The organism is Robertmurraya siralis (assembly GCF_005502275.1).
Classification (GTDB): Bacteria; Bacillota; Bacilli; order Bacillales; family Cytobacillaceae; genus Robertmurraya; species Robertmurraya siralis.
This window is the reverse complement of sequence record NZ_SWLZ01000002.1, coordinates 99,545-117,759: the sequence shown is the minus strand read 5'-3', so window position 1 is coordinate 117,759 and position 18,215 is coordinate 99,545. Positions and strand designations below refer to the sequence as shown.

17 protein-coding genes are annotated in these 18,215 nt (G+C 37.9%); 13 read left to right on the top strand and 4 right to left on the bottom strand.

Annotation, left to right across the window (positions count from 1 at the left end; translation table 11 throughout):
- Window positions 1-332: 332 nt before the first annotated feature.
- The 13 genes from FCJ93_RS03540 to FCJ93_RS03480 all read left to right on the top strand — a co-directional run bounded on the left by FCJ93_RS03540 (window position 333) and on the right by FCJ93_RS03480 (window position 13,373).
- Window positions 333-1,301 carry a C-terminal binding protein gene (locus FCJ93_RS03540; RefSeq protein ID WP_095309768.1) on the top strand — a complete coding sequence of 323 codons (969 nt, stop codon included), beginning with the start codon at window positions 333-335 and terminating at the stop codon, window positions 1,299-1,301.
- 4 nt (window positions 1,302-1,305) lie between these two features.
- Window positions 1,306-2,328 carry a zinc-dependent alcohol dehydrogenase gene (locus FCJ93_RS03535; protein ID WP_095309767.1) on the top strand — a complete coding sequence of 341 codons (1,023 nt, stop codon included), beginning with the start codon at window positions 1,306-1,308 and terminating at the stop codon, window positions 2,326-2,328.
- Between the two features lie 12 nt (window positions 2,329-2,340).
- On the top strand, window positions 2,341-3,297 hold the full coding sequence (locus FCJ93_RS03530) for a sugar kinase (protein WP_095309765.1): 957 nt from the start codon (window positions 2,341-2,343) through the stop codon (window positions 3,295-3,297).
- A gap of 9 nt (window positions 3,298-3,306) precedes the next feature.
- Window positions 3,307-3,960: a bifunctional 2-keto-4-hydroxyglutarate aldolase/2-keto-3-deoxy-6-phosphogluconate aldolase gene (locus FCJ93_RS03525; RefSeq protein ID WP_095309807.1), complete on the top strand. Its 654-nt coding sequence runs from the start codon at window positions 3,307-3,309 to the stop codon at window positions 3,958-3,960.
- Complete coding sequence (gene kduD / locus FCJ93_RS03520; protein WP_137742943.1) at window positions 3,957-4,709, top strand: 2-dehydro-3-deoxy-D-gluconate 5-dehydrogenase KduD; 753 nt, start codon at window positions 3,957-3,959, stop codon at window positions 4,707-4,709. Before FCJ93_RS03525 ends, kduD begins: the two co-directional genes overlap by 4 nt.
- A 100-nt stretch (window positions 4,710-4,809) precedes the next feature.
- Window positions 4,810-5,640 carry a 5-dehydro-4-deoxy-D-glucuronate isomerase gene (kduI, locus tag FCJ93_RS03515; protein ID WP_095309761.1) on the top strand — a complete coding sequence of 277 codons (831 nt, stop codon included), beginning with the start codon at window positions 4,810-4,812 and terminating at the stop codon, window positions 5,638-5,640.
- Between the two features lie 176 nt (window positions 5,641-5,816).
- Window positions 5,817-6,851, top strand: coding sequence for a TRAP transporter substrate-binding protein (locus FCJ93_RS03510; protein WP_235879404.1), 1,035 nt, complete (start codon window positions 5,817-5,819; stop codon window positions 6,849-6,851).
- Window positions 6,852-6,989: 138 nt separating this feature from the next.
- Window positions 6,990-7,478: a TRAP transporter small permease gene (locus FCJ93_RS03505; protein WP_095309805.1), complete on the top strand. Its 489-nt coding sequence runs from the start codon at window positions 6,990-6,992 to the stop codon at window positions 7,476-7,478.
- A 27-nt stretch (window positions 7,479-7,505) separates the two neighbouring features.
- Window positions 7,506-8,813 carry a TRAP transporter large permease gene (locus tag FCJ93_RS03500; RefSeq protein ID WP_137742941.1) on the top strand — a complete coding sequence of 436 codons (1,308 nt, stop codon included), beginning with the start codon at window positions 7,506-7,508 and terminating at the stop codon, window positions 8,811-8,813.
- A 70-nt stretch (window positions 8,814-8,883) separates the two neighbouring features.
- Complete coding sequence (locus FCJ93_RS03495; protein ID WP_095309755.1) at window positions 8,884-9,900, top strand: DUF1646 family protein; 1,017 nt, start codon at window positions 8,884-8,886, stop codon at window positions 9,898-9,900.
- 398 nt (window positions 9,901-10,298) lie between these two features.
- The gene (locus tag FCJ93_RS03490) at window positions 10,299-11,054 is read left to right on the top strand and encodes an IclR family transcriptional regulator (RefSeq protein ID WP_095309753.1); all 756 of its coding nucleotides are present in this window, start codon (window positions 10,299-10,301) and stop codon (window positions 11,052-11,054) included.
- A gap of 110 nt (window positions 11,055-11,164) precedes the next feature.
- Window positions 11,165-11,620, top strand: coding sequence for a YhcH/YjgK/YiaL family protein (locus FCJ93_RS03485; protein ID WP_095309751.1), 456 nt, complete (start codon window positions 11,165-11,167; stop codon window positions 11,618-11,620).
- Window positions 11,621-12,215: 595 nt separating this feature from the next.
- Window positions 12,216-13,373 carry an ROK family transcriptional regulator gene (locus FCJ93_RS03480; protein ID WP_137742940.1) on the top strand — a complete coding sequence of 386 codons (1,158 nt, stop codon included), beginning with the start codon at window positions 12,216-12,218 and terminating at the stop codon, window positions 13,371-13,373.
- Between the two features lie 35 nt (window positions 13,374-13,408).
- Here the strand turns inward: FCJ93_RS03480 and FCJ93_RS03475 are convergent, their stop codons facing one another.
- The 4 genes from FCJ93_RS03475 to FCJ93_RS03460 are packed head-to-tail and all read right to left on the bottom strand — an operon-like array spanning window position 13,409 to window position 18,124.
- A complete protein-coding gene (locus FCJ93_RS03475; RefSeq protein WP_095309747.1) occupies window positions 13,409-14,452 on the bottom strand; it encodes an aldose epimerase family protein in 1,044 nt (347 codons plus the stop codon).
- 11 nt (window positions 14,453-14,463) lie between these two features.
- Window positions 14,464-15,942 (bottom strand): UDP-glucose--hexose-1-phosphate uridylyltransferase, encoded by a 1,479-nt coding sequence (galT, locus tag FCJ93_RS03470; RefSeq protein WP_137742939.1) that lies wholly within the window; start codon window positions 15,940-15,942, stop codon window positions 14,464-14,466.
- A 3-nt stretch (window positions 15,943-15,945) separates the two neighbouring features.
- Window positions 15,946-16,941, bottom strand: coding sequence for a UDP-glucose 4-epimerase GalE (gene galE / locus FCJ93_RS03465; protein WP_137742938.1), 996 nt, complete (start codon window positions 16,939-16,941; stop codon window positions 15,946-15,948).
- A 1-nt stretch (window position 16,942) separates the two neighbouring features.
- A complete protein-coding gene (locus FCJ93_RS03460; protein WP_095309741.1) occupies window positions 16,943-18,124 on the bottom strand; it encodes a galactokinase in 1,182 nt (393 codons plus the stop codon).
- Window positions 18,125-18,215 lie beyond the last annotated feature (91 nt).

Genomic DNA, 18,215 nt, shown 5'->3' with positions numbered 1-18,215 from the left:
ACCTGACTTATCCATGATAAAGGATTTTTTTTTGTCTCAAATAATAAAGATTACATTTTGGTATTTAAATGTATGCCAGTAAATGATTTTATCTCAGTTTCCATTTATCCAGAAACTAAAGAGAAATACTCTTCTACCGTTAACTCAAGCTGAAAGCAGTTAGGGATGATTGATTATTTCGTGCCGATTCCTTTTTTTGTTTAGAAAAAATCCTTGTTGAAAGCGTTGACATCGAAATGAAAAAGAATTATATTTTAATTGGAACAAAGTTCCGGAACAAAGTTCCAAAATAAAGTTACGATCGAAACCAAATAAATTTAAAGGGTGATCTGATGAATGTTTATATAACGGATTGCGATCATGATTCTATTGAGATTGAAAAAGAGGTTTTGAAACCGATTACAAGTGATGTAATGTGGTTCAATTGTTCCACCGAAGAAGAGGTTATTGAACAATGTAAAGAGGCAGAAGGTGTAATTGTCCAATATGCTCCGTTTACAAGAAGAGTTTTCGAGCATTTACCAAACTTAAAAGTGATATCCCGTTATGGAGTAGGCGTAGATACTATTGATTTAGATGCGGCAAGTGAGTACGGTGTTCAAGTATGTAATGTTCCTGATTATGGAGTTAATGAGGTTTCCGACCATGCATTTGCGTTAATGATGGCCCTAGCACGGAAGATTCCTCAAATGAGTCGAAATGTAAAGAACAATGAATGGGATTACAAAAAAGCTATTCCATTATATCGACTTCAAGAGCAAACTGTTGGTGTTATTGGTTTAGGGAGAATCGGCAACTGCTTAGCAGAGAAGGTGCATGGACTTGGCATGAATGTGATTGGTTACGATCATACGAGAAGTCGGAAATATTTCCCTTCTTTCGTAAAGTCAGTAACTTTAGAGGAAATGCTAGCAACAGCAGATATCATTTCAATCCATATTCCGTTAACAATAGAAACAAGAAATTTAATAGGTAGGGAAGAGTTTCAGTTGATGAAGGAAACCGCCTATATAGTTAACACTGCACGTGGCGGAATTATTGATGAAAAAGCCCTTTTAGAAGCTTTAGAACAACGGCAAATAGCTGGTGCTGCTCTTGATGTATTTGAAACGGAACCACCAATTAATTCAGAATTATTTAAGTTTGATAATTTTATAGCTACACCTCATATTGCGTGGTACTCAATAGAGGCTGGTCAAGAATTAAAACGGAAGGCAGCCGAAGAGGTTCTAAGAGTGTTAACAAACAAAAAGCCAGAATATCCGGTAAATAAGGTTTTTTCAGAAAATGTAAAGGGATGAAAATATGTCATATCAAACTATGAAAAGCATCGTTTATCAAGGACCTCAACAAATCAGTGTGAAAAATGTTCCAATCCCTGTTCCAAACTCAGATGAAGTATTAATAAAAGTAAGTCATGCCGGAATTTGCGGTTCTGATTTAAATATTTATACAGGTTCTCACCCGAGGGCCACACCTCCGTTAATCCTTGGGCATGAATTTTCTGGAACGATCGTTCAAGGAAACGGCCATTTTCAAGAAGGTCAACATGTTACAGTCTATCCCCTTATTTCATGTGGAGAATGTTTTACTTGTAAGAGTAGCCATAGTTATGTTTGTGAACATTTAGGATTGTATGGGATTGATGCAGCTGGAGGGATGGCTGAATATGTAAAGGTGCCTGCGGATGTAGTCATTCCAATTCCAGAAAACGTATCTTTTAAAACGGCCGCATTTATTGAACCGTTAGCTGTTACTGTACATGCTGTAAAACGCGCTAATGCTAAAAGAGGAGATACAGCTGTCATTTTTGGAGCTGGAACAATCGGTTTAAATTTAGCTGCAGTTCTAAAATTATCGGGCATAGAGAGAATCATGGTAGCAGAAACGAATCCCTACCGACTACAGGTCGTAAAAAGTCTTGGGTTTGTGGCTATTGACTCCAATCATGATGATGTCATTCAGGTTGTTAAAGATTTTACTGAAGGGGTGGGAGCAGATCTTGTCTTCGACTGTGCAGCTCATCCATCTGTCGCGGCCTTATTAACTAAGGTTGTCCGTGTGAAAGGAACGATTGAAATTGTTGGGTCATATAGAAGACCAGCAGAATTCCACCTCCTTGATATTGAATTTAAAGAACTTGATATAGTAGGAACCCGTGTGTATGAAAAGGAAGACTTTAAAAAAGCAGTGACGCTAATCAATTCTGATTTTCCTTTTGATAAATTGATAACTCATGTATTTCCTATTGAACAGGCTCAAAAAGGCTTTGACATACTACTTTCTGGAGGTGATGCAATTAAGGTAATGTTCAGTTTTGATGATTAAGGAGGTCTATTTATGATATTGGATGTATTAACGATTGGGGAAACAATGGGCCTATTTATGCCAAGTGATTTTGAGCAAAAGCTAAAAACGCAAACGATCGTTACAAAAAGTATAGGTGGATCGGAAACGAATGTGGCGATTGGAATTTCACGTTTGGGGAGAAAGTCTGGTTGGTTCAGCTTATTAGGAAAAGACCCTTTTGGTGACGAGATTTTATACAGGTTAAGGGCTGAAGGCGTTGATACCTCAGCTGTCCGTCAAACGGATGGGAGAACGGGATTAATGCTGAAGGAGAAGTCACTAACAGGCGACCCGAGAGTATTTTATTATCGGGAAAATTCAGCAGCAACGCACATGAATCCAGAAGATTTGCCAATTGAATTAATTAAAACATCACGTATTCTTCATATCACCGGTATTACCCCCGCATTAAGTAAAAATTGTCAAGAAACAATTGAAACAGCAGTTGACATAGCCAAAGAAAATGGGGTGAAAGTCAGTTTTGATCCGAATATTAGAATGAAGCTGTGGGACGTTGAAACAATGAGGGAAGTGCTGCTTCCTTTAGCGAAAAAGTCAGACCTATTTTTTCCCGGATTAAATGAGGCTCATCTATTGTTAAATAATTCAAATTTAACACCTGATGAATGTATCCAATGTTTTCTGGACTGGGGCATCCCAGAAGTTATTTTGAAGCTAGGGGCAAAGGGAGCAATTTCCGCCACCTCAACTGAAAAATTTGAAGCTGAAAGCTTTCCAGTTATTGAGGTCGATTCTGTTGGGGCTGGTGATGGCTTCTGTGCAGGCTATTTAGTTGGCTACTTAAATCAATTATCCATATCTGAAAGAACTGAACTCGCCAATGCAGTTGGTGCAATCGTAGTAGGTAGAAAAGGTGATTATGAGGGATTGCCGACAATGGATGAGGTAGAGGAGTTTCTAGGTAAAATAAAAATTGTCACACGATAGGTGAAAAAAATGGAGAAGAGAATTGCCCTTTATCAAAAAATCAAAAGGGAAAAATTAATCGCAGTTATAAGGACTGATTCAAAAGAAGACGCTCGAAAAATAATAGATGCTGCTGTTGAAGGCGGTATAAACATTATTGAAATAACCATGACCATCCCAGGTGCAATGGATTTAATTAAAGAAGTAAAGAATCACTACAAAGATACTGTATGTGTAGGAGCAGGAACAGTTTTAAGCTCAGAAGCAGCTCAAAATGTCATAGATGCAGGAAGTGAATTTGTTGTAACCCCTCATTTTGATGAGGAAATTATTAAACTTTGTCATTTATGTCAAGTGTTTGTCATCCCAGGAACAATTGTCCTAAAGGATATGGTTCAAGCTTTAAAATTAGGGTGCACTCTCATTAAATTATTCCCTGCAAATTTATTAGGAGTCAATGCAATCAGAAGCTTTAAAGGTCCATTACCTGATGTTGAAATTATACCAACAGGTGGTGTTAATCTCGAAACCATCAAGGATTGGCTTGATGGTGGGGCGATCGGTGTTGGTATTGGCAACGACCTATCAAAAAAAGCATTGCAAACAAATGACTTTTCATACGTTACAAAATACGCGCAACAATTGGTAAATAAAATCTTAGACTGGGAGAGGGAAAAGGAATGAAACTATTTGATTTAACAGGGAAATTGGCCATTGTTACTGGAGCAAGTCAAGGCCTTGGTAAAGGAATTGCCACAGGGCTTGCAACAGCTGGAGCAGATATTATTATTATTGACCGAAAAAAAAATGAAGATACGGTTAAGGATATTCAAGAATTAGGGGTTAAGTGTGAGGCAATTGAATTTGATCTTGACATGATTGAAAAATATGATGAGTTGGTAAAAAATATCCATCGGAAATATGGCCATATTGACATTTTAGTTAACAATGCTGGTGTCCAAAAGAGACACCCAGCAGTTGAGTTTCCGCAAGAAGATTGGGATTTTGTTATTCGAATTAATATGAATGCAGTTTTTTTCCTATGTCAATCGGTTGGTAAAGTGATGCTGCAACAAGGAAGCGGGAAAGTGATTAACATGGCCTCACTACTGTCCTTTCAAGGCGGTTATACCATTCCTGCCTATACTGCTAGTAAATCAGCAGTGATGGGATTCACCAAAGCGCTTGCTAATGAATGGGCGGTTCAAGGTGTAAATGTGAACTGTATTGCTCCGGGATATATGGAAACAGCAATGAATACGGCCATTATAGATGATGAGTCAAGAAATCGTCAAATTTCAGAAAGAATACCAGCAGGCCGTTGGGGAACACCAGAAGATTTAGCTGGAGCAGCTGTGTTCTTGGCATCATCAGCATCAGACTATGTTAACGGTCACACATTAGTTGTAGATGGTGGCTGGCTGGGACGTTAAATTTTCTTCAAATGAAATACCATACTGATTTCTCGGTAGCATCTAAAGAAAATCAATAATAGCGGAAATATAGTTTTCCGTAATGAAAGGAAGAGTTGGATTGGAAACACGTTATACACATAGTCCAGAAGATATTCGCCATTATTCGACCGAACAGCTGCGCAGAGAGTTTCTTGTTGAAACAATATTTGTTCCAGGTGAAGTGAAACTTACTTACACTCATAATGATCGTATGATATTCGGCGGTGTTATGCCAAAGAATGAAGCATTATCAATTGAACTTTCTTCTGAATTGGGTGTTTCATACTTTTTGGAACGCCGTGAACTGGGAGTCATTAATATTGGTGGCCCTGGTTCAATAATCATTGAAGGAACTGAAGAACAAATGAATAAGCAGGATGGATATTACATTGGGAAAGAAACTAAAGAATTAGCATTTAAGTCTGATAACCCAGATCATCCGGCTAAATTTTATATCGTGTCTACCCCTGCACATCATAAATACCCTAATGTAAAAATCAGTATTAATAAGATTACACCCAGATTAGCTGGGGAACCGGAAACATTGAATCAGCGGAGAATTTACCAATATATCCATCCGAATATCTGTGAGAGCTGTCAGCTTCAAATGGGATACACCATTTTATCTCAAGGAAGCTCCTGGAATACAATGCCCTGCCATACCCATGAGAGAAGAATGGAAACCTATCTGTATTTTGATATGGAAGAGGATATGAGGGTTTTTCATCTAATGGGGATTCCCGATGAAACGAAACATCTAGTTGTAGCTAATGAACAAGCATGTATTTCACCAAGCTGGTCCATACATTCAGGTGTTGGAACAAAGGATTATTCCTTCATCTGGGCGATGTGCGGTGAGAATATTACTTATGATGATATGGATCATGTGCCAATGGACAAATTAAGATAACAGACAAGATATCACAGGCCATGTTTATGCTTCTAGATTGGTAGAAAAATAGATATAACAAGTGCTCTATTCTGATTTCAGGTTTAGTAGAATTTTAGTTTAGCTGAAATCTCAATCATTAAAATTAAAATACTTTTTAAATCATGAATAAATCCATCGAAAAAGGAGCAAAAAAAATGACAAAGTCTATCCAAAAACTATTAGCAGTTTTCGCCACTTTATTAATGGTCTTTTCACTTGCGGCTTGTGGTAGTAGTGACAAGACAGGCACAAGTGAAGGTGATAGCAAGGGAGAAACACAGGTCTTAAAAATTGCTTTTAACCAAACAGAACAACATCCGCAATATAAGGCAATGGTAGAATTCGGCAAGTCCTTTGAAGAAAAAACGAATGGTAAATATAAAGTAGAGATTTTTCCAAATGAATTGTTGGGTGCTCAACGTGAAACGGTTGAACTCGTTCAATCAGGAACAATTGCTATGTCCATCGTTGCAGGTCCATTAATGGAAAATTTAAACCCTGATTTCGCAGTATTTAACTTACCTTATATTTTCAACTCATTAGATCACCAAATGAGCATTATTAATAATCCTGATATTGTAAGCGATTTATACGCCTCGCTTGAGAAAGAGCGTATTACAGTTGCTGCTGCATTACATGGTGGAGTTCGTAACGTATATAACAGCGAAAAACCAATTCAAACACCAGAGGATTTAAAAGGGATGAAGATTCGTATTATGGAAAGCGATACCAACGTCCAAATGATGGAGCGAATGGGTGGTACTGGAACGCCAATGGGGCAAGGTGAAGTTTATACAGCTATCCAATCTGGTGTGTTAGAAGGCGGAGAAAATAACGAGTTAGTTTTTAATGATTTAAAACACGTGGAAATCGCTCCATACTATAGCTATACACAGCATTTAATGATTCCGGACTATTTGATCATTAATGCAGAGCTATTAGCTGGAATGTCAGAAGAGGATCAAAAGGTATTTAAAGAGGAACTTTCTAAAGCGGTTGATTCCGAGGTAGAAATGTTTAATAAAGAAGTAGAACGAGCAAAAGCTGAGGCTGAGGCTGCAGGCGCCAAATTCAATGAGGTAGATCTGAAAGCATTCCAACAAGCAGTACAACCTTTAATTGATGAAAAAACAAGTGCTAATGAAAATACAAAGAAGTTATATGAAAAGATTGTTGAAAATGCTCAATAATTAATAAAACAGATTGGGCTATCCATGGAGATATTTGAATTGTACATTTATGCAAAGTTGATGAGCAGCTTGCAGCAACAGAATATTTATTTTCATAGGATAGTCTTTTCCATTCACGAACTTGATGAGGTGATTTTTGTGGAAACTGCAAAAAAGTGGATTGATATTGTCCTGGGGAGGATTTGTGTAGCTCTATTCACTTTACTAGTGATTCTAGTTTCGTGGCAGGTTATTACACGGTTAATATTACATAATCCGAGCCTTATTACAGAAGACTTGGCTAAATACTCGTTTGTCTGGCTAGTATTGTTCGGCGGTGCCCTTGTTTTTGGAGAAAGAGGACATTTGGCTGTTGTCATTGTGAAAGAAAAATTACCTAGAAAGCTAAGAATAGGTGCGGAAATATTAATTGAATTAGTCACTGCTTTCTTCGCCATTACGGTCCTCACTATTGGTGGAATGCTTGCTACAGAAATTGCATGGAATCAGCTCTCTGCAGCTCTACAAATACCTATTGGTTATATGTATATCGCCATGCCGATCAGCAGCTTCTTCATCCTGTTTTATTGTGTATACAATATTTATGATGTAATCAAAAAAAGAAATAATATTGAGTTACTTAATTAATCCTATTATTGGTTAGGAGGAAACATAATGGCAACAGCCGCATCTGTTGGATTGGCTTTATTAATTACATTAGCGGTGTTCCTGGTTTTAGGTGCCCCAATTGCTGTAGGAGTTGGACTTTCATCAATCGTCGGAATGTTCATGATTCTACCTTTAGAACAGGGGCTACTCACAGCAGGCCAAAGAATGTTTACGGGGATGAATTCCTTTTCATTACTGGCCATTCCATTCTTTGTCTTAGCAGGTGTGATCATGAATAACGGGGGTATAGCCCAAAGGTTGATAAATTGTGCAAAGGTGTTATCGGGGAGATTGCCAGGTTCTTTAGCACATACAAATATTGTGGCCAATATGCTTTTCGGTTCAATTAGCGGATCAGCGGTAGCTGCTGCCGCGGCAATGGGAAGTACAATGACAGACCAACAAGAAAAGGCTGGCTATAAAAGGGAATTCAGTGCAGCTGTCAACATTGCATCAGCACCTACAGGTATGCTTATCCCACCTAGTAACTTGATGATTGTTTATTCCCTTGCAAGTGGTGGAACATCAATTGCTGCGCTTTTTCTAGGAGGTTATCTTCCTGGTGTTATATGGGGTTTAGGTTGTATGATCGTTGCCTTCTTTATAGCTAAAAAGCTTGGCTATAAAAGTGAAGGAAAAATAACTTGGAAAGTGAAATTTCGTTATATTTGGGAGGCAATTCCTAGTCTTTTATTAATTGTAATTGTAATAGGTGGGATTCTCGTAGGATTTTTTACTGCGACTGAAGGTTCTGCAGTGGCGGTTGTTTATTCACTGTTACTTTCCTTTATTTATCGGACTGTAAAGATTAAGGATTTACCACAAATCTTATTGGAGTCGACAAAAATTACCTGTGTTGTATCCTTTCTAATTGGTATTTCATCGATAATGTCATGGGTTATGTCATTTACTAATATTCCTGCTCTTATTGCAGAGCTATTGACATCAGTAACAGATAGCAAAATTATTATTCTATTAATTATTAATGTTCTTTTACTGATTGTAGGTTGTTTTATGGACCCTACACCAGCAGTATTGATATTTGCTCCAATTTTATTGCCTATCGTTACACAGCTAGGAATACATCCGGTTCATTTCGGAATCATAATGGTATTGAACTTAAGCATTGGAACGATTACTCCTCCGGTGGGCCCTGTCTTATTCGTCGGTACAAAGGTCGCTAAATTAAAACTGGAGTCGGTTATTAAACCGTTAATGCCGTTCTTTGCAGTTGTCATAATTGTATTAATAGCAACGACTTATATTCCAGAAATATCTATGTTAATTCCCAAATTAGCCGGTTTAGTAAAATAATAAATCGTTTATTCTCATGAGAAAAGTGAAATAATGGTTATATATTTAATTATGAAATTGAGGAAGAGCCATGATTCTAGGTCTATTCATAATATTGTTACTTGTACTGTTCCTGCCCTTTACCGTGCGAAAAATAGAATCCAATTTAGAGTATTTCTTATTTATAATGGGAATCCTTGCTGCACTAGTAGGAGGCGTATTGAACAAGGAATTAGTACTAAAAGCGTTGGAAGATCCGCTAAAGATTACAGCAGCTGTTTTAATTGCTGGACTATTATTCAAATGGTACCAGAGACAATTTGGAACAATCATTGACTCAATCAGTCATAAAATCCCGTTTCCGCTTTTTATTGCCTTAATGGTCATTATTTTGGGACTGCTCTCCAGTGTCATTACAGCTATTATTGCAGCATTAGTTCTTGTATTAATTGTAGGAAATCTTTCGTTGGCTAGGAAAGATGAAATTCTATTAACAGTATTGGCTTGTTTTTCTATCGGTCTTGGAGCAACATTAACACCGATCGGTGAACCACTTTCTACAATTGTTACGAGTAAAATGGAAGAGGACTTCTTCTATTTATTCGATCTTGTTGGACCACTTGTCATTCCTGGAGTATTTGTTATAGGGTTCTTTACGGCTTTTGTTGTTAAACGTAATGAAGAAATTGGCACAAAAGAGGTTCAGGAATCAGAGTCATATTTGGAAATTTTTATTCGTGCATTGAAAATCTATTTATTCGTATTTGGGTTAACAATGCTTGGAGCGGGTTTTGAACCTTTAATAAATACTTATTTGCTCGATTTAAGTCCAAAGGTCTTATATTGGATAAATATGTTGTCGGCTGTATTAGATAATGCAACTCTTGCAGCAGCTGAAATTAGCCCTGTCATGACGGAGAAAACAGTTGAAGCCATTCTACTTGGCTTACTTGTTAGTGGTGGAATGTTAATCCCAGGAAATATTCCAAATATAATATCAGCAGGTAAATTAAATATATCAAGTAAAGAGTGGGCAAAGGTTGGGGTACCAGTAGGATTGGTCATTCTCGTGATTTATTTTGTTTTATTAGTATTTTTTGGCTTATAATATTGAATAAATTGAGGAATCAATCTTCCTGTTATGTCAGTTTAAAGGAGGGCAAATGGTTGACTGCTAAGAGCAGCTGAATGATGATTGATCCAGGGCCGGGAGCAATCTGATAAGGAATGCTTTAAATGTGAAAATGGATAAAATGAGGATTGACTGGATAAGGGATTCCTATCTCGAAAAAAACAGAAAAGAGTGAGCAAGAGAGTTTGGTCTTCCTTTGGCAAACCTAGTAAGTAAAGGATGGAAAAATTAAAATTTCATAAAGAAGAGACCAAAATATATCAATGATCCGGATTATATTAAAAATAATATCGGGATTATCATACCGATTTATTTATAATATAAAAAATAGCCATGACCAATGAGCATTGGAATATGATAGGTGGGTAATCACTATGAATGAAAAAAATAGTACTTTAGATAACTTGTTAGTAGTTTTAGAAACAATTTCTCTTCATCCTAATGGGATTACACTGACGGAGATTGTTCGACAGACAAATATTCCAAAGACTACAGTACACCGAATTGTTAATACCTTAAAGAATCACGAATTTATTGAAGTAAATGGATTAAACGAATCGTACACGATAGGGATTAAGACATTGGAAATAGGAATAAAAGGCTTAATGGCTACTGATGTGGCAAAGGCCAGTATTCCATTACTACAGGAATTATCAGAAGAGGTTGGAGAAACAACCTTCTTAGCGGTTTATAACAACACTGAAATTATCTATTTATACAAACAGGAGGGTACTAACGCCATTGGAACGACAGCTAAATTAGGAAGTAGACGCCCTGCGTACTGTACGGGACTTGGCAGAGTGATATTAGCCCATCTACCATCAAAAGAAGTGGAGCGTAATCTCAAGGGAAACTTAAAAAAATATACATCTAAGACAATGACAGATCCCCAAGAGATAAAAGAACTATTAAATGAAGTTCGCAGGAAAGGGTATGCTCAAGATAATGAAGAAATAGAAGAAGGACTGACTTGCTTTGCTGCGCCAATTTTTGACCATTTAGGAAATGTTATAGCTGCGGTAAGTATTGCTGGTCCAACGCAGCGAATGGAAGTAAACAAGGAATCCAATATTTCTAACTTACTTCAATCGGCGGAAAAAATATCACAGCGACTGGGTTATTTCAAATAAGGGACTACTTTTGCAATGATTGAAGATTGACCTAATCGGTGCTGGTAATCATCATGAGATTGACTCCAGAATAAAAAATTGAAAGATTTTCAGATTGGAGATATGAAAAAATGATGATTGATACACTAAATAATATTGAGCAGTTAGCCAATATGGGGAGCCATTTTCAAAAAGCTATTCACTTTATTAAAAATACAGATTTATCCCAATTAGAATCTGGTAAATACCCAATTGATGGTGAGAATGTTTTTGCGGTCATATCAGAATATGAAACGAAAGGGTTAGAACAGGGAGCCTGGGAAGCTCATCGGAAATATAGTGATATACAGTGCATAATGGTTGGACAGGAAAAGATGGGGTATTGTAATGTAAATGAAATGGTAATGAAAGAGGACTATAATGAAGAAAATGATATATTCTTCTTAGAAGGGCAGGGTGATTTTTTTACGGTTAAGGAGGGGATGTTTGCCTATTTTGCCCCAGAAGATGCACATATGCCTTGTATATCTGTTAACACCCCTCAAAATGTCAAGAAGCTGGTAGTTAAAGTATTAATAAAAGAGTAGAAGAATGTTCAATAAAGAACAACTCAGTTTCCTGATAGGCTAGTAGATTTTACAAAGAGCGAGAGAAAGTTTTGACGATGAGATTAGATGGATTAAGGTTTGGCAGCAACCTTGAAAAACTCACTCGAAACAAACGCTGGTCTTTTTAATTTGGCGAATGTTTAGTTGGTCAAGGACGGAATCTTTTTACAGGCAATTTATTTTTTTTCTGTTACACCTGGGTTATAAACCATAAAGGCAGCTCATCTAATAGATGAGCTGCCTTCTAATGTGCCATGTTTCCTTTAGGGAATCTGGAACTACACCTATGTTAAGCTAACGCATGCAATAAATCTATTGAATTCTTCTAGATTGCTTCTTTGCAATTGACATAGAAGACTCGGAGAGCTCCTCGATTACATTCAGTGCGATAAATGCTTCACCGTTAAACGCTATTTGCAAAGGGATAATGTCACTGCAAACAATAGACAGTATATTCTGTCACAAGAAGGAAAAGGCATACCGTGCTCCTCATATCTAATTAATATTCTTCTTTTCTTAATTAAATTAATTTACTATGTTATAATGACAATAATTATTTTATGGGGGATGTTTCATGCAGCGTGGTACGTTTCAATTAATGAAATCGGTCAATAAATCAATCATTTTAAATAAAATTCGGCTTTCTGAACCAATTTCACGAGCACAGATTGCCAAAGAGACGAGCCTTACCCCTCCGACTGTCAGCAGCATTGTAAAAGAACTAATAGCGCAAGGGATTGTAAGAGAGAGTACGCTCGGTTCCTCCAGCGGTGGGCGCAGACCAACGATGTTGCATATTCATAAGAATGGTTTTTACGTTATTGGAGTAGATGCAGGGCCAGAACGGGTAGAATGTATCCTTACCGATTTAATGGGTACCATTTATGAACGGGCCGCTAGTAAGTTAGATACACCGATTACAAATGATCAGTTTCTTGCTGTTTTAATAGCTACGATAAAAAGGGTGTTTCAAGCACAAGATAAAATCATTGGAATCGGGATCGCCATGCATGGGGTGGTTGATGTAGATACAGGAACCTCCCTCGTTGCTCCAATCTTAAATTTGAAAAATATCCCAATTAAATCTGTAATCGAAGAAGAGTTTAACATAACTGTAAAGGTAGAAAATGATGCAAGAGCCTTTGCTTTGGGTGAATCTTGGTTTGGCGGGCATGAAGCTTTTGAAAGTATGGTTGCTGTGAATATTGGACGTGGTGTAGGGGCAGGAGTTGTTATCAATGGAAAGCTGTACCACGGAGCGCAAGGGATAGCAGGAGAATTCGGTCATATGACTATTGATATTAATGGGGATATTTGCGAGTGTGGAAATCAGGGCTGTCTTCAAACGTTTGTAAGCGGGGCTGCCATTGCTAAAAGGGCAGGTAAACAGTTTTCTGCCGATCTTACAGCAAAAGAAGTGTACGAATCTGCCTTAAATGGGAACCAAGCTTATGCAGATCTTCTTGTAGAGACAGGTAAAATGATTGGAATTGGCTTAGCCAATTTGATTCATCTCTTCAATCCAAGCAAGATTGTTCTAGGGGGAGGGGTAATGAAAAGTGAAAGATTTATTATGCCGGCACTCCTTGAAACGGTGAAACAGAAGGTACTAACCAATAAGGCAAAGGAAACGGTCGTGACGGTTACACGTCTGGGTGAGGATGCGACGATCTTAGGAGCTGTTGCTTTGCTATTAATTGAAATATTTGATCCGCCGATCCAAATAGACTGAAACCACGGGAGGATCAGCCTATCTTTTTGATGAAATTAATCATCCTTCAAACGAAACGAAAATACGGTTTGTTTTGCGTATCTTTCCCCTGCTTTTAAAATAATGCTAGGGAAGCCTTGTTGATGTAAGGAGGCGGGTGAACCTTGAGTTTCAAAGCAAACACCTAAATACTTCTGTGAAAGACACTCTCTTAAATTCCAGCCTTTGTCCATTGAATTGGAGGTATACATCACCATTCCCGGTTGATTGGTTTTAACAGTCATGATTCTTCCGCTTATGGAATCCTCAAGGAGTGCTTTCACATCCTCTTGCTCGTCAAAGAGGAAATAATGGTCATAACCATTTCCAACCTTGACATTTTGCTCGAAGGAGCTGTGAAACCCAGTTTTCAACGTTAATCCGCCATTACGAAAATCAAATGGGGTACCTTCCACATCGATAAGCTTCCCAGTGGAAATTAAATCCATGTCTAATTCGACAAACTTACTACTGAAAATCATGACACGGTGCTCCTCGATGGAACGTTTTAGATCACCACTTAAGTTAAAATAGGAATGGTTCGTTAATGTCAGGGGCGTTGTTTGGTCACTACTTGCCTCATAGTCTAGGATAAACTCATTATCATTGGTTAGAGTATAGGTGACGACTATTTCAACGTTTCCAGGATAACCACCTTCACCATCTAAGCTTTTATGGGTAAATTTTACACCAACAGTATCCTTTGTTTGAAACGGAGTTGTTTTCCAAAGGACCCTGTGAAATCCATCAGGACCACCGTGCAAATGGTTTTTTCCGTTATTGGACGTCAACTGATACGTTTTGTTTTCTAATTCAAAGGAAGCATTTTGGATTCTTCCGGCAACTCGACCAATGATGGCACCTAAATAGTGAGGGTTCATTTCATAATCATGATAGTCCCGGTAACTGAGGACGATATTTTCCCTATTTCCTAATTTATCAGGTACGAATATTTTTGTAATGATTCCCCCAAAATCTAATACATGAATGGACATGCCCCGATCATTGGCTAGTGTGTATTCCTGCCACTTATCAAATATCTTCTTCATTTCAATATTCATTGTATTTTCACCTATTTATTCAATGTATTTATGAATCTTTCAAAAGCCTCTTTTTCTTTAAAAACCCCGGAATCTTTCAGGCACTTGACAAATTTTTTTCCCAGTTCTTCAAATAATATATAATTGACCTGTTCTTCATTTGTCAGATGTTCATAGGTCGCTTTTAATTTTTTTGCCCAAACGGAATGCTTGGTTGCCACTTGTTGAACTTTACCTAAAAGAAAAGCTTGAATTTCGACCAATTCTCCCTTTAATCGTGGTGGAAGAACAGCCAACCCCATCACCTCAATTAAACCGATATTTTCCTTCTTGATATGATGAACATCTTCATGAGGATGGAAAATTCCCAGTGGGTGTTCTTTAGTTGTTCGATTATTTCTAAGTACTAGGTCGATTTCGTACATTCCATCTCGATTTCTCGCTATGGGTGTAATCGTGTTGTGGGGAGTATCTTCTGTATAGGCCATAATTTGAGCGAGTTCGTCAGAATAGCCTTTCCATGTTTGAAGAATATCTTCGCAAGCTTCAACAAGAACATCGATGTTTTCCGCCCTCAATCGAATGACAGACATGGGCCAATGGAGGACAGAAGCGTGAATTTCTGGATAATTCTTTAGTTTAAAGGAAAAGTCCTCTTTTGCTCTTGTCATGGCAAATTCATAGTTTCCGCCCTGATAATGATCATGACTCAAAATCGATCCCCCTACAATAGGTAAATCAGCGTTTGAGCCAATAAAGTAATGGGGGAATTTTGCCGTGAAATGGAGTATATTTTCAAATGTTCTTCGATGTATTTTCATCGGACGATGGTCTTCAGAAAATAAAATACAGTGCTCGTTATAATAAAGATATGGAGAATATTGCAAATACCAGTTATTCTTTTTGAGAGGAATGCGTATAATTCGATGATTAGCTCGAGCCGGATGATCAGCTCTTCCGATATATCCCTCATTTTCCATACATAATAAACATTTTGGATAGTTACTGCTGTTTTTAAATTCACCTTCCCGTTTAATTTGCTCAGGTTCCTTTTCAGGCTTGGATAAATTAATGGTAATGTCCATTTGGCCATACTGTGTATTCACTTTATAGGAAATATTCTTTGCGATGCGGTTCAACTGTATATAATTGCTGTTTTTACTTAGATTGTAAAAATAATCGGTCGCTTTTTTAGGCTCTTCGTTGTATTTCTGATTGAAAACAGAATTTACAGCCGATGGCTTCGGCATAAAGCAATTCATGATATTTGCTGCTAGAATTTCTTTGGCAGAAAGCGTATTTTGGATGGTGCCATGTTTAACTGCATACATAATGATTTTCTCCAGAAGATTCGGGATTGAATCCATATAGGCGGAAACCTTTCTTTCTGGAAATGTTTCGATTTCTAGCAATCCTAAAACTTGGTTTCTAGTGAAAATTTGATCTTCAGGCTCAATTAGATCAACTTTCAACGCTTGATGAATGAGACCCGTTATATATTCTTCAATCATTCCCTACACGTCCTTCTCATAGCCTTTTGGATGTGTAGAATGCCAATTCCAAGCATCCTGAATCATTTTTGAGACGGAAGTACGAGTAGGATTCCAACCTAACACATGTCTAGCTTTTTCAGAACTTGCAATCAATATACTCGGATCGCCTGCTCTGCGTGGTCCGTTCTTTACTGGAATCTCTCTTCCTGTGATCCTTCTTGCAGCCTCAATCATTTCTTTGACAGAAAATCCGCGATTACTTCCCAAGTTTAAGATCGTACTTTTTCCACCTTCTCTTAAATATTTTAAAGTCAACAGATGGGCATCAATTAAATCCTCGACATGGATATAATCACGAATACATGTACCATCTGGTGTATCATAGTCTTCACCAAACATTATTATATGAGGGCGCCTCCCTAGTGCTGTTTGTAAAAGGATGGGGACTAGATGTGTTTCAGGTCGATGATCCTCTCCGATTTCAGCAGACTCTCTTGCTCCTGCCACATTGAAATAACGTAAGGAGACATACTGGATGCCATGCGCTTGTTCAGTCCATTTCATGATTTTTTCCATCATCCGTTTTGTTTCTCCATAGGGACTTGTTGGATTGGTCGGCATGGTTTCTGTAATCGGCACAGATACAGGCTCTCCATATGTTGCTGCAGTGGAGGAGAAGATCATATTTTTCACCTTAAATTCTGTCAATACTTGGAGAAGGATCTGTGTTCCATATACATTGTTTTCAAAGTATTTAAGTGGCTTTTCTACTGATTCACCAACTAAGGAGTTGGCTGCGAAATGGAGAACGACATCAATCGATTCCTTTTTAAATACAGTGCGGAGAAACTCGATATGACGAATATCTCCTTCGTAAAATTTGGCCTTTGGATGTACTGCTTCTTTATGCCCTGTTTCGAGGTTATCGACAACAATTACATCTTCGCTCTGGTCAATAAGCTGATAGACTGCGTGAGATCCGATATAACCTGCTCCTCCTAGTACCAACACACTCATTTTAGTATCTCCTCCTGATTTCTTTTGCTCCGCCCCCGATTGAAGCAGGATAAAAATCAGCGTCATAGCCAACTTTTTCTTTATATATTCGGTTGACATTGCTCTTAAAATCATTCACTTTGGTCTTTTGAACAATAGCAATTGCACAGCCTCCAAAGCCTGCTCCTGTCATTCGGGCACCTAGAACGCCATCCTGTTTCCAAGCAGCCTCTACTATCGAGTCGAGCTCATATCCAGTTACTTCATATTCGTCCCTTAGAGAGTGATGCGATTCATTCATTAATTTTCCGAAGTAGGGGAGATCTCCTTGCTGTAATTTTCTCGAAGCCTCTAATGTGCGAGCGTTTTCATAAATGACATGCTTTGCCCGTTTGCGATTGATTTCATCACGGATGAGGTATTTATGAGCCTCAAATTCTTGAGGGGTTAAGTCTCCTAAACTATTTATGGACAGATTCTGTTGAAGGTCCATAAGAGCCTGTTCACACTGAGCTCGCCGCTCGTTATATTTGGATCCTGCCAATGTCCGTTGTTTATTCGTATTAATGATGATAATCGAGTAATCATTTAAAAGAATGGGTGCATATTTATACTCTAATGTTTGACAATTTAGGAGAAGGGCATGATCCGTTTTTGCCATACCAATCACAAATTGGTCCATAATTCCGCTGTTCACACCCATATATTGATTTTCAACCATTTGCCCGATTCGAATCATTTTCATTCGAGCCATATTTAGATTATATAATCCGTTGCTCAAAACACCAGTTGCAAGCTCGATGGAAGCGGAGGAAGAAAGGCCGGCGCTATGAATGAGATTTCCATAAAAAAAGAGATCTGCTCCTTGAAGGATTTTACAGCCTGAATTTTTCAAGAATAAGAGCATTCCTTTAGGGTAGTTTGCCCAGTTGTCTTGCTCATGATAGGCTAAATCAGATAGATCGCATTCAATAATACCCGTTTCGGGAAAATTCATTGAATAAAAGCGAAGCTTTTGATCTTCCCGTATGCTGCCCAATGCATAAGTGCCGTAGTTGATCGCTATAGGGAAGACGTGACCTCCGTTATAATCGGTATGCTCACCGATTAAGTTAATTCGCCCTGGGGCAAAAAAGACTCTCGGTACAGTCCTTGTTTGAAAAATAGCCTGAAATTTGCTTATTAGATGGGGAGTTTCAATCATTTCTAACGCCTCCTTAGGTATGCAGAGGAAGAATTTGCTTTGCTCTTTACTTAGTTAATTAATTTAATTAAGTTTTTAAAAAGTCTACTAT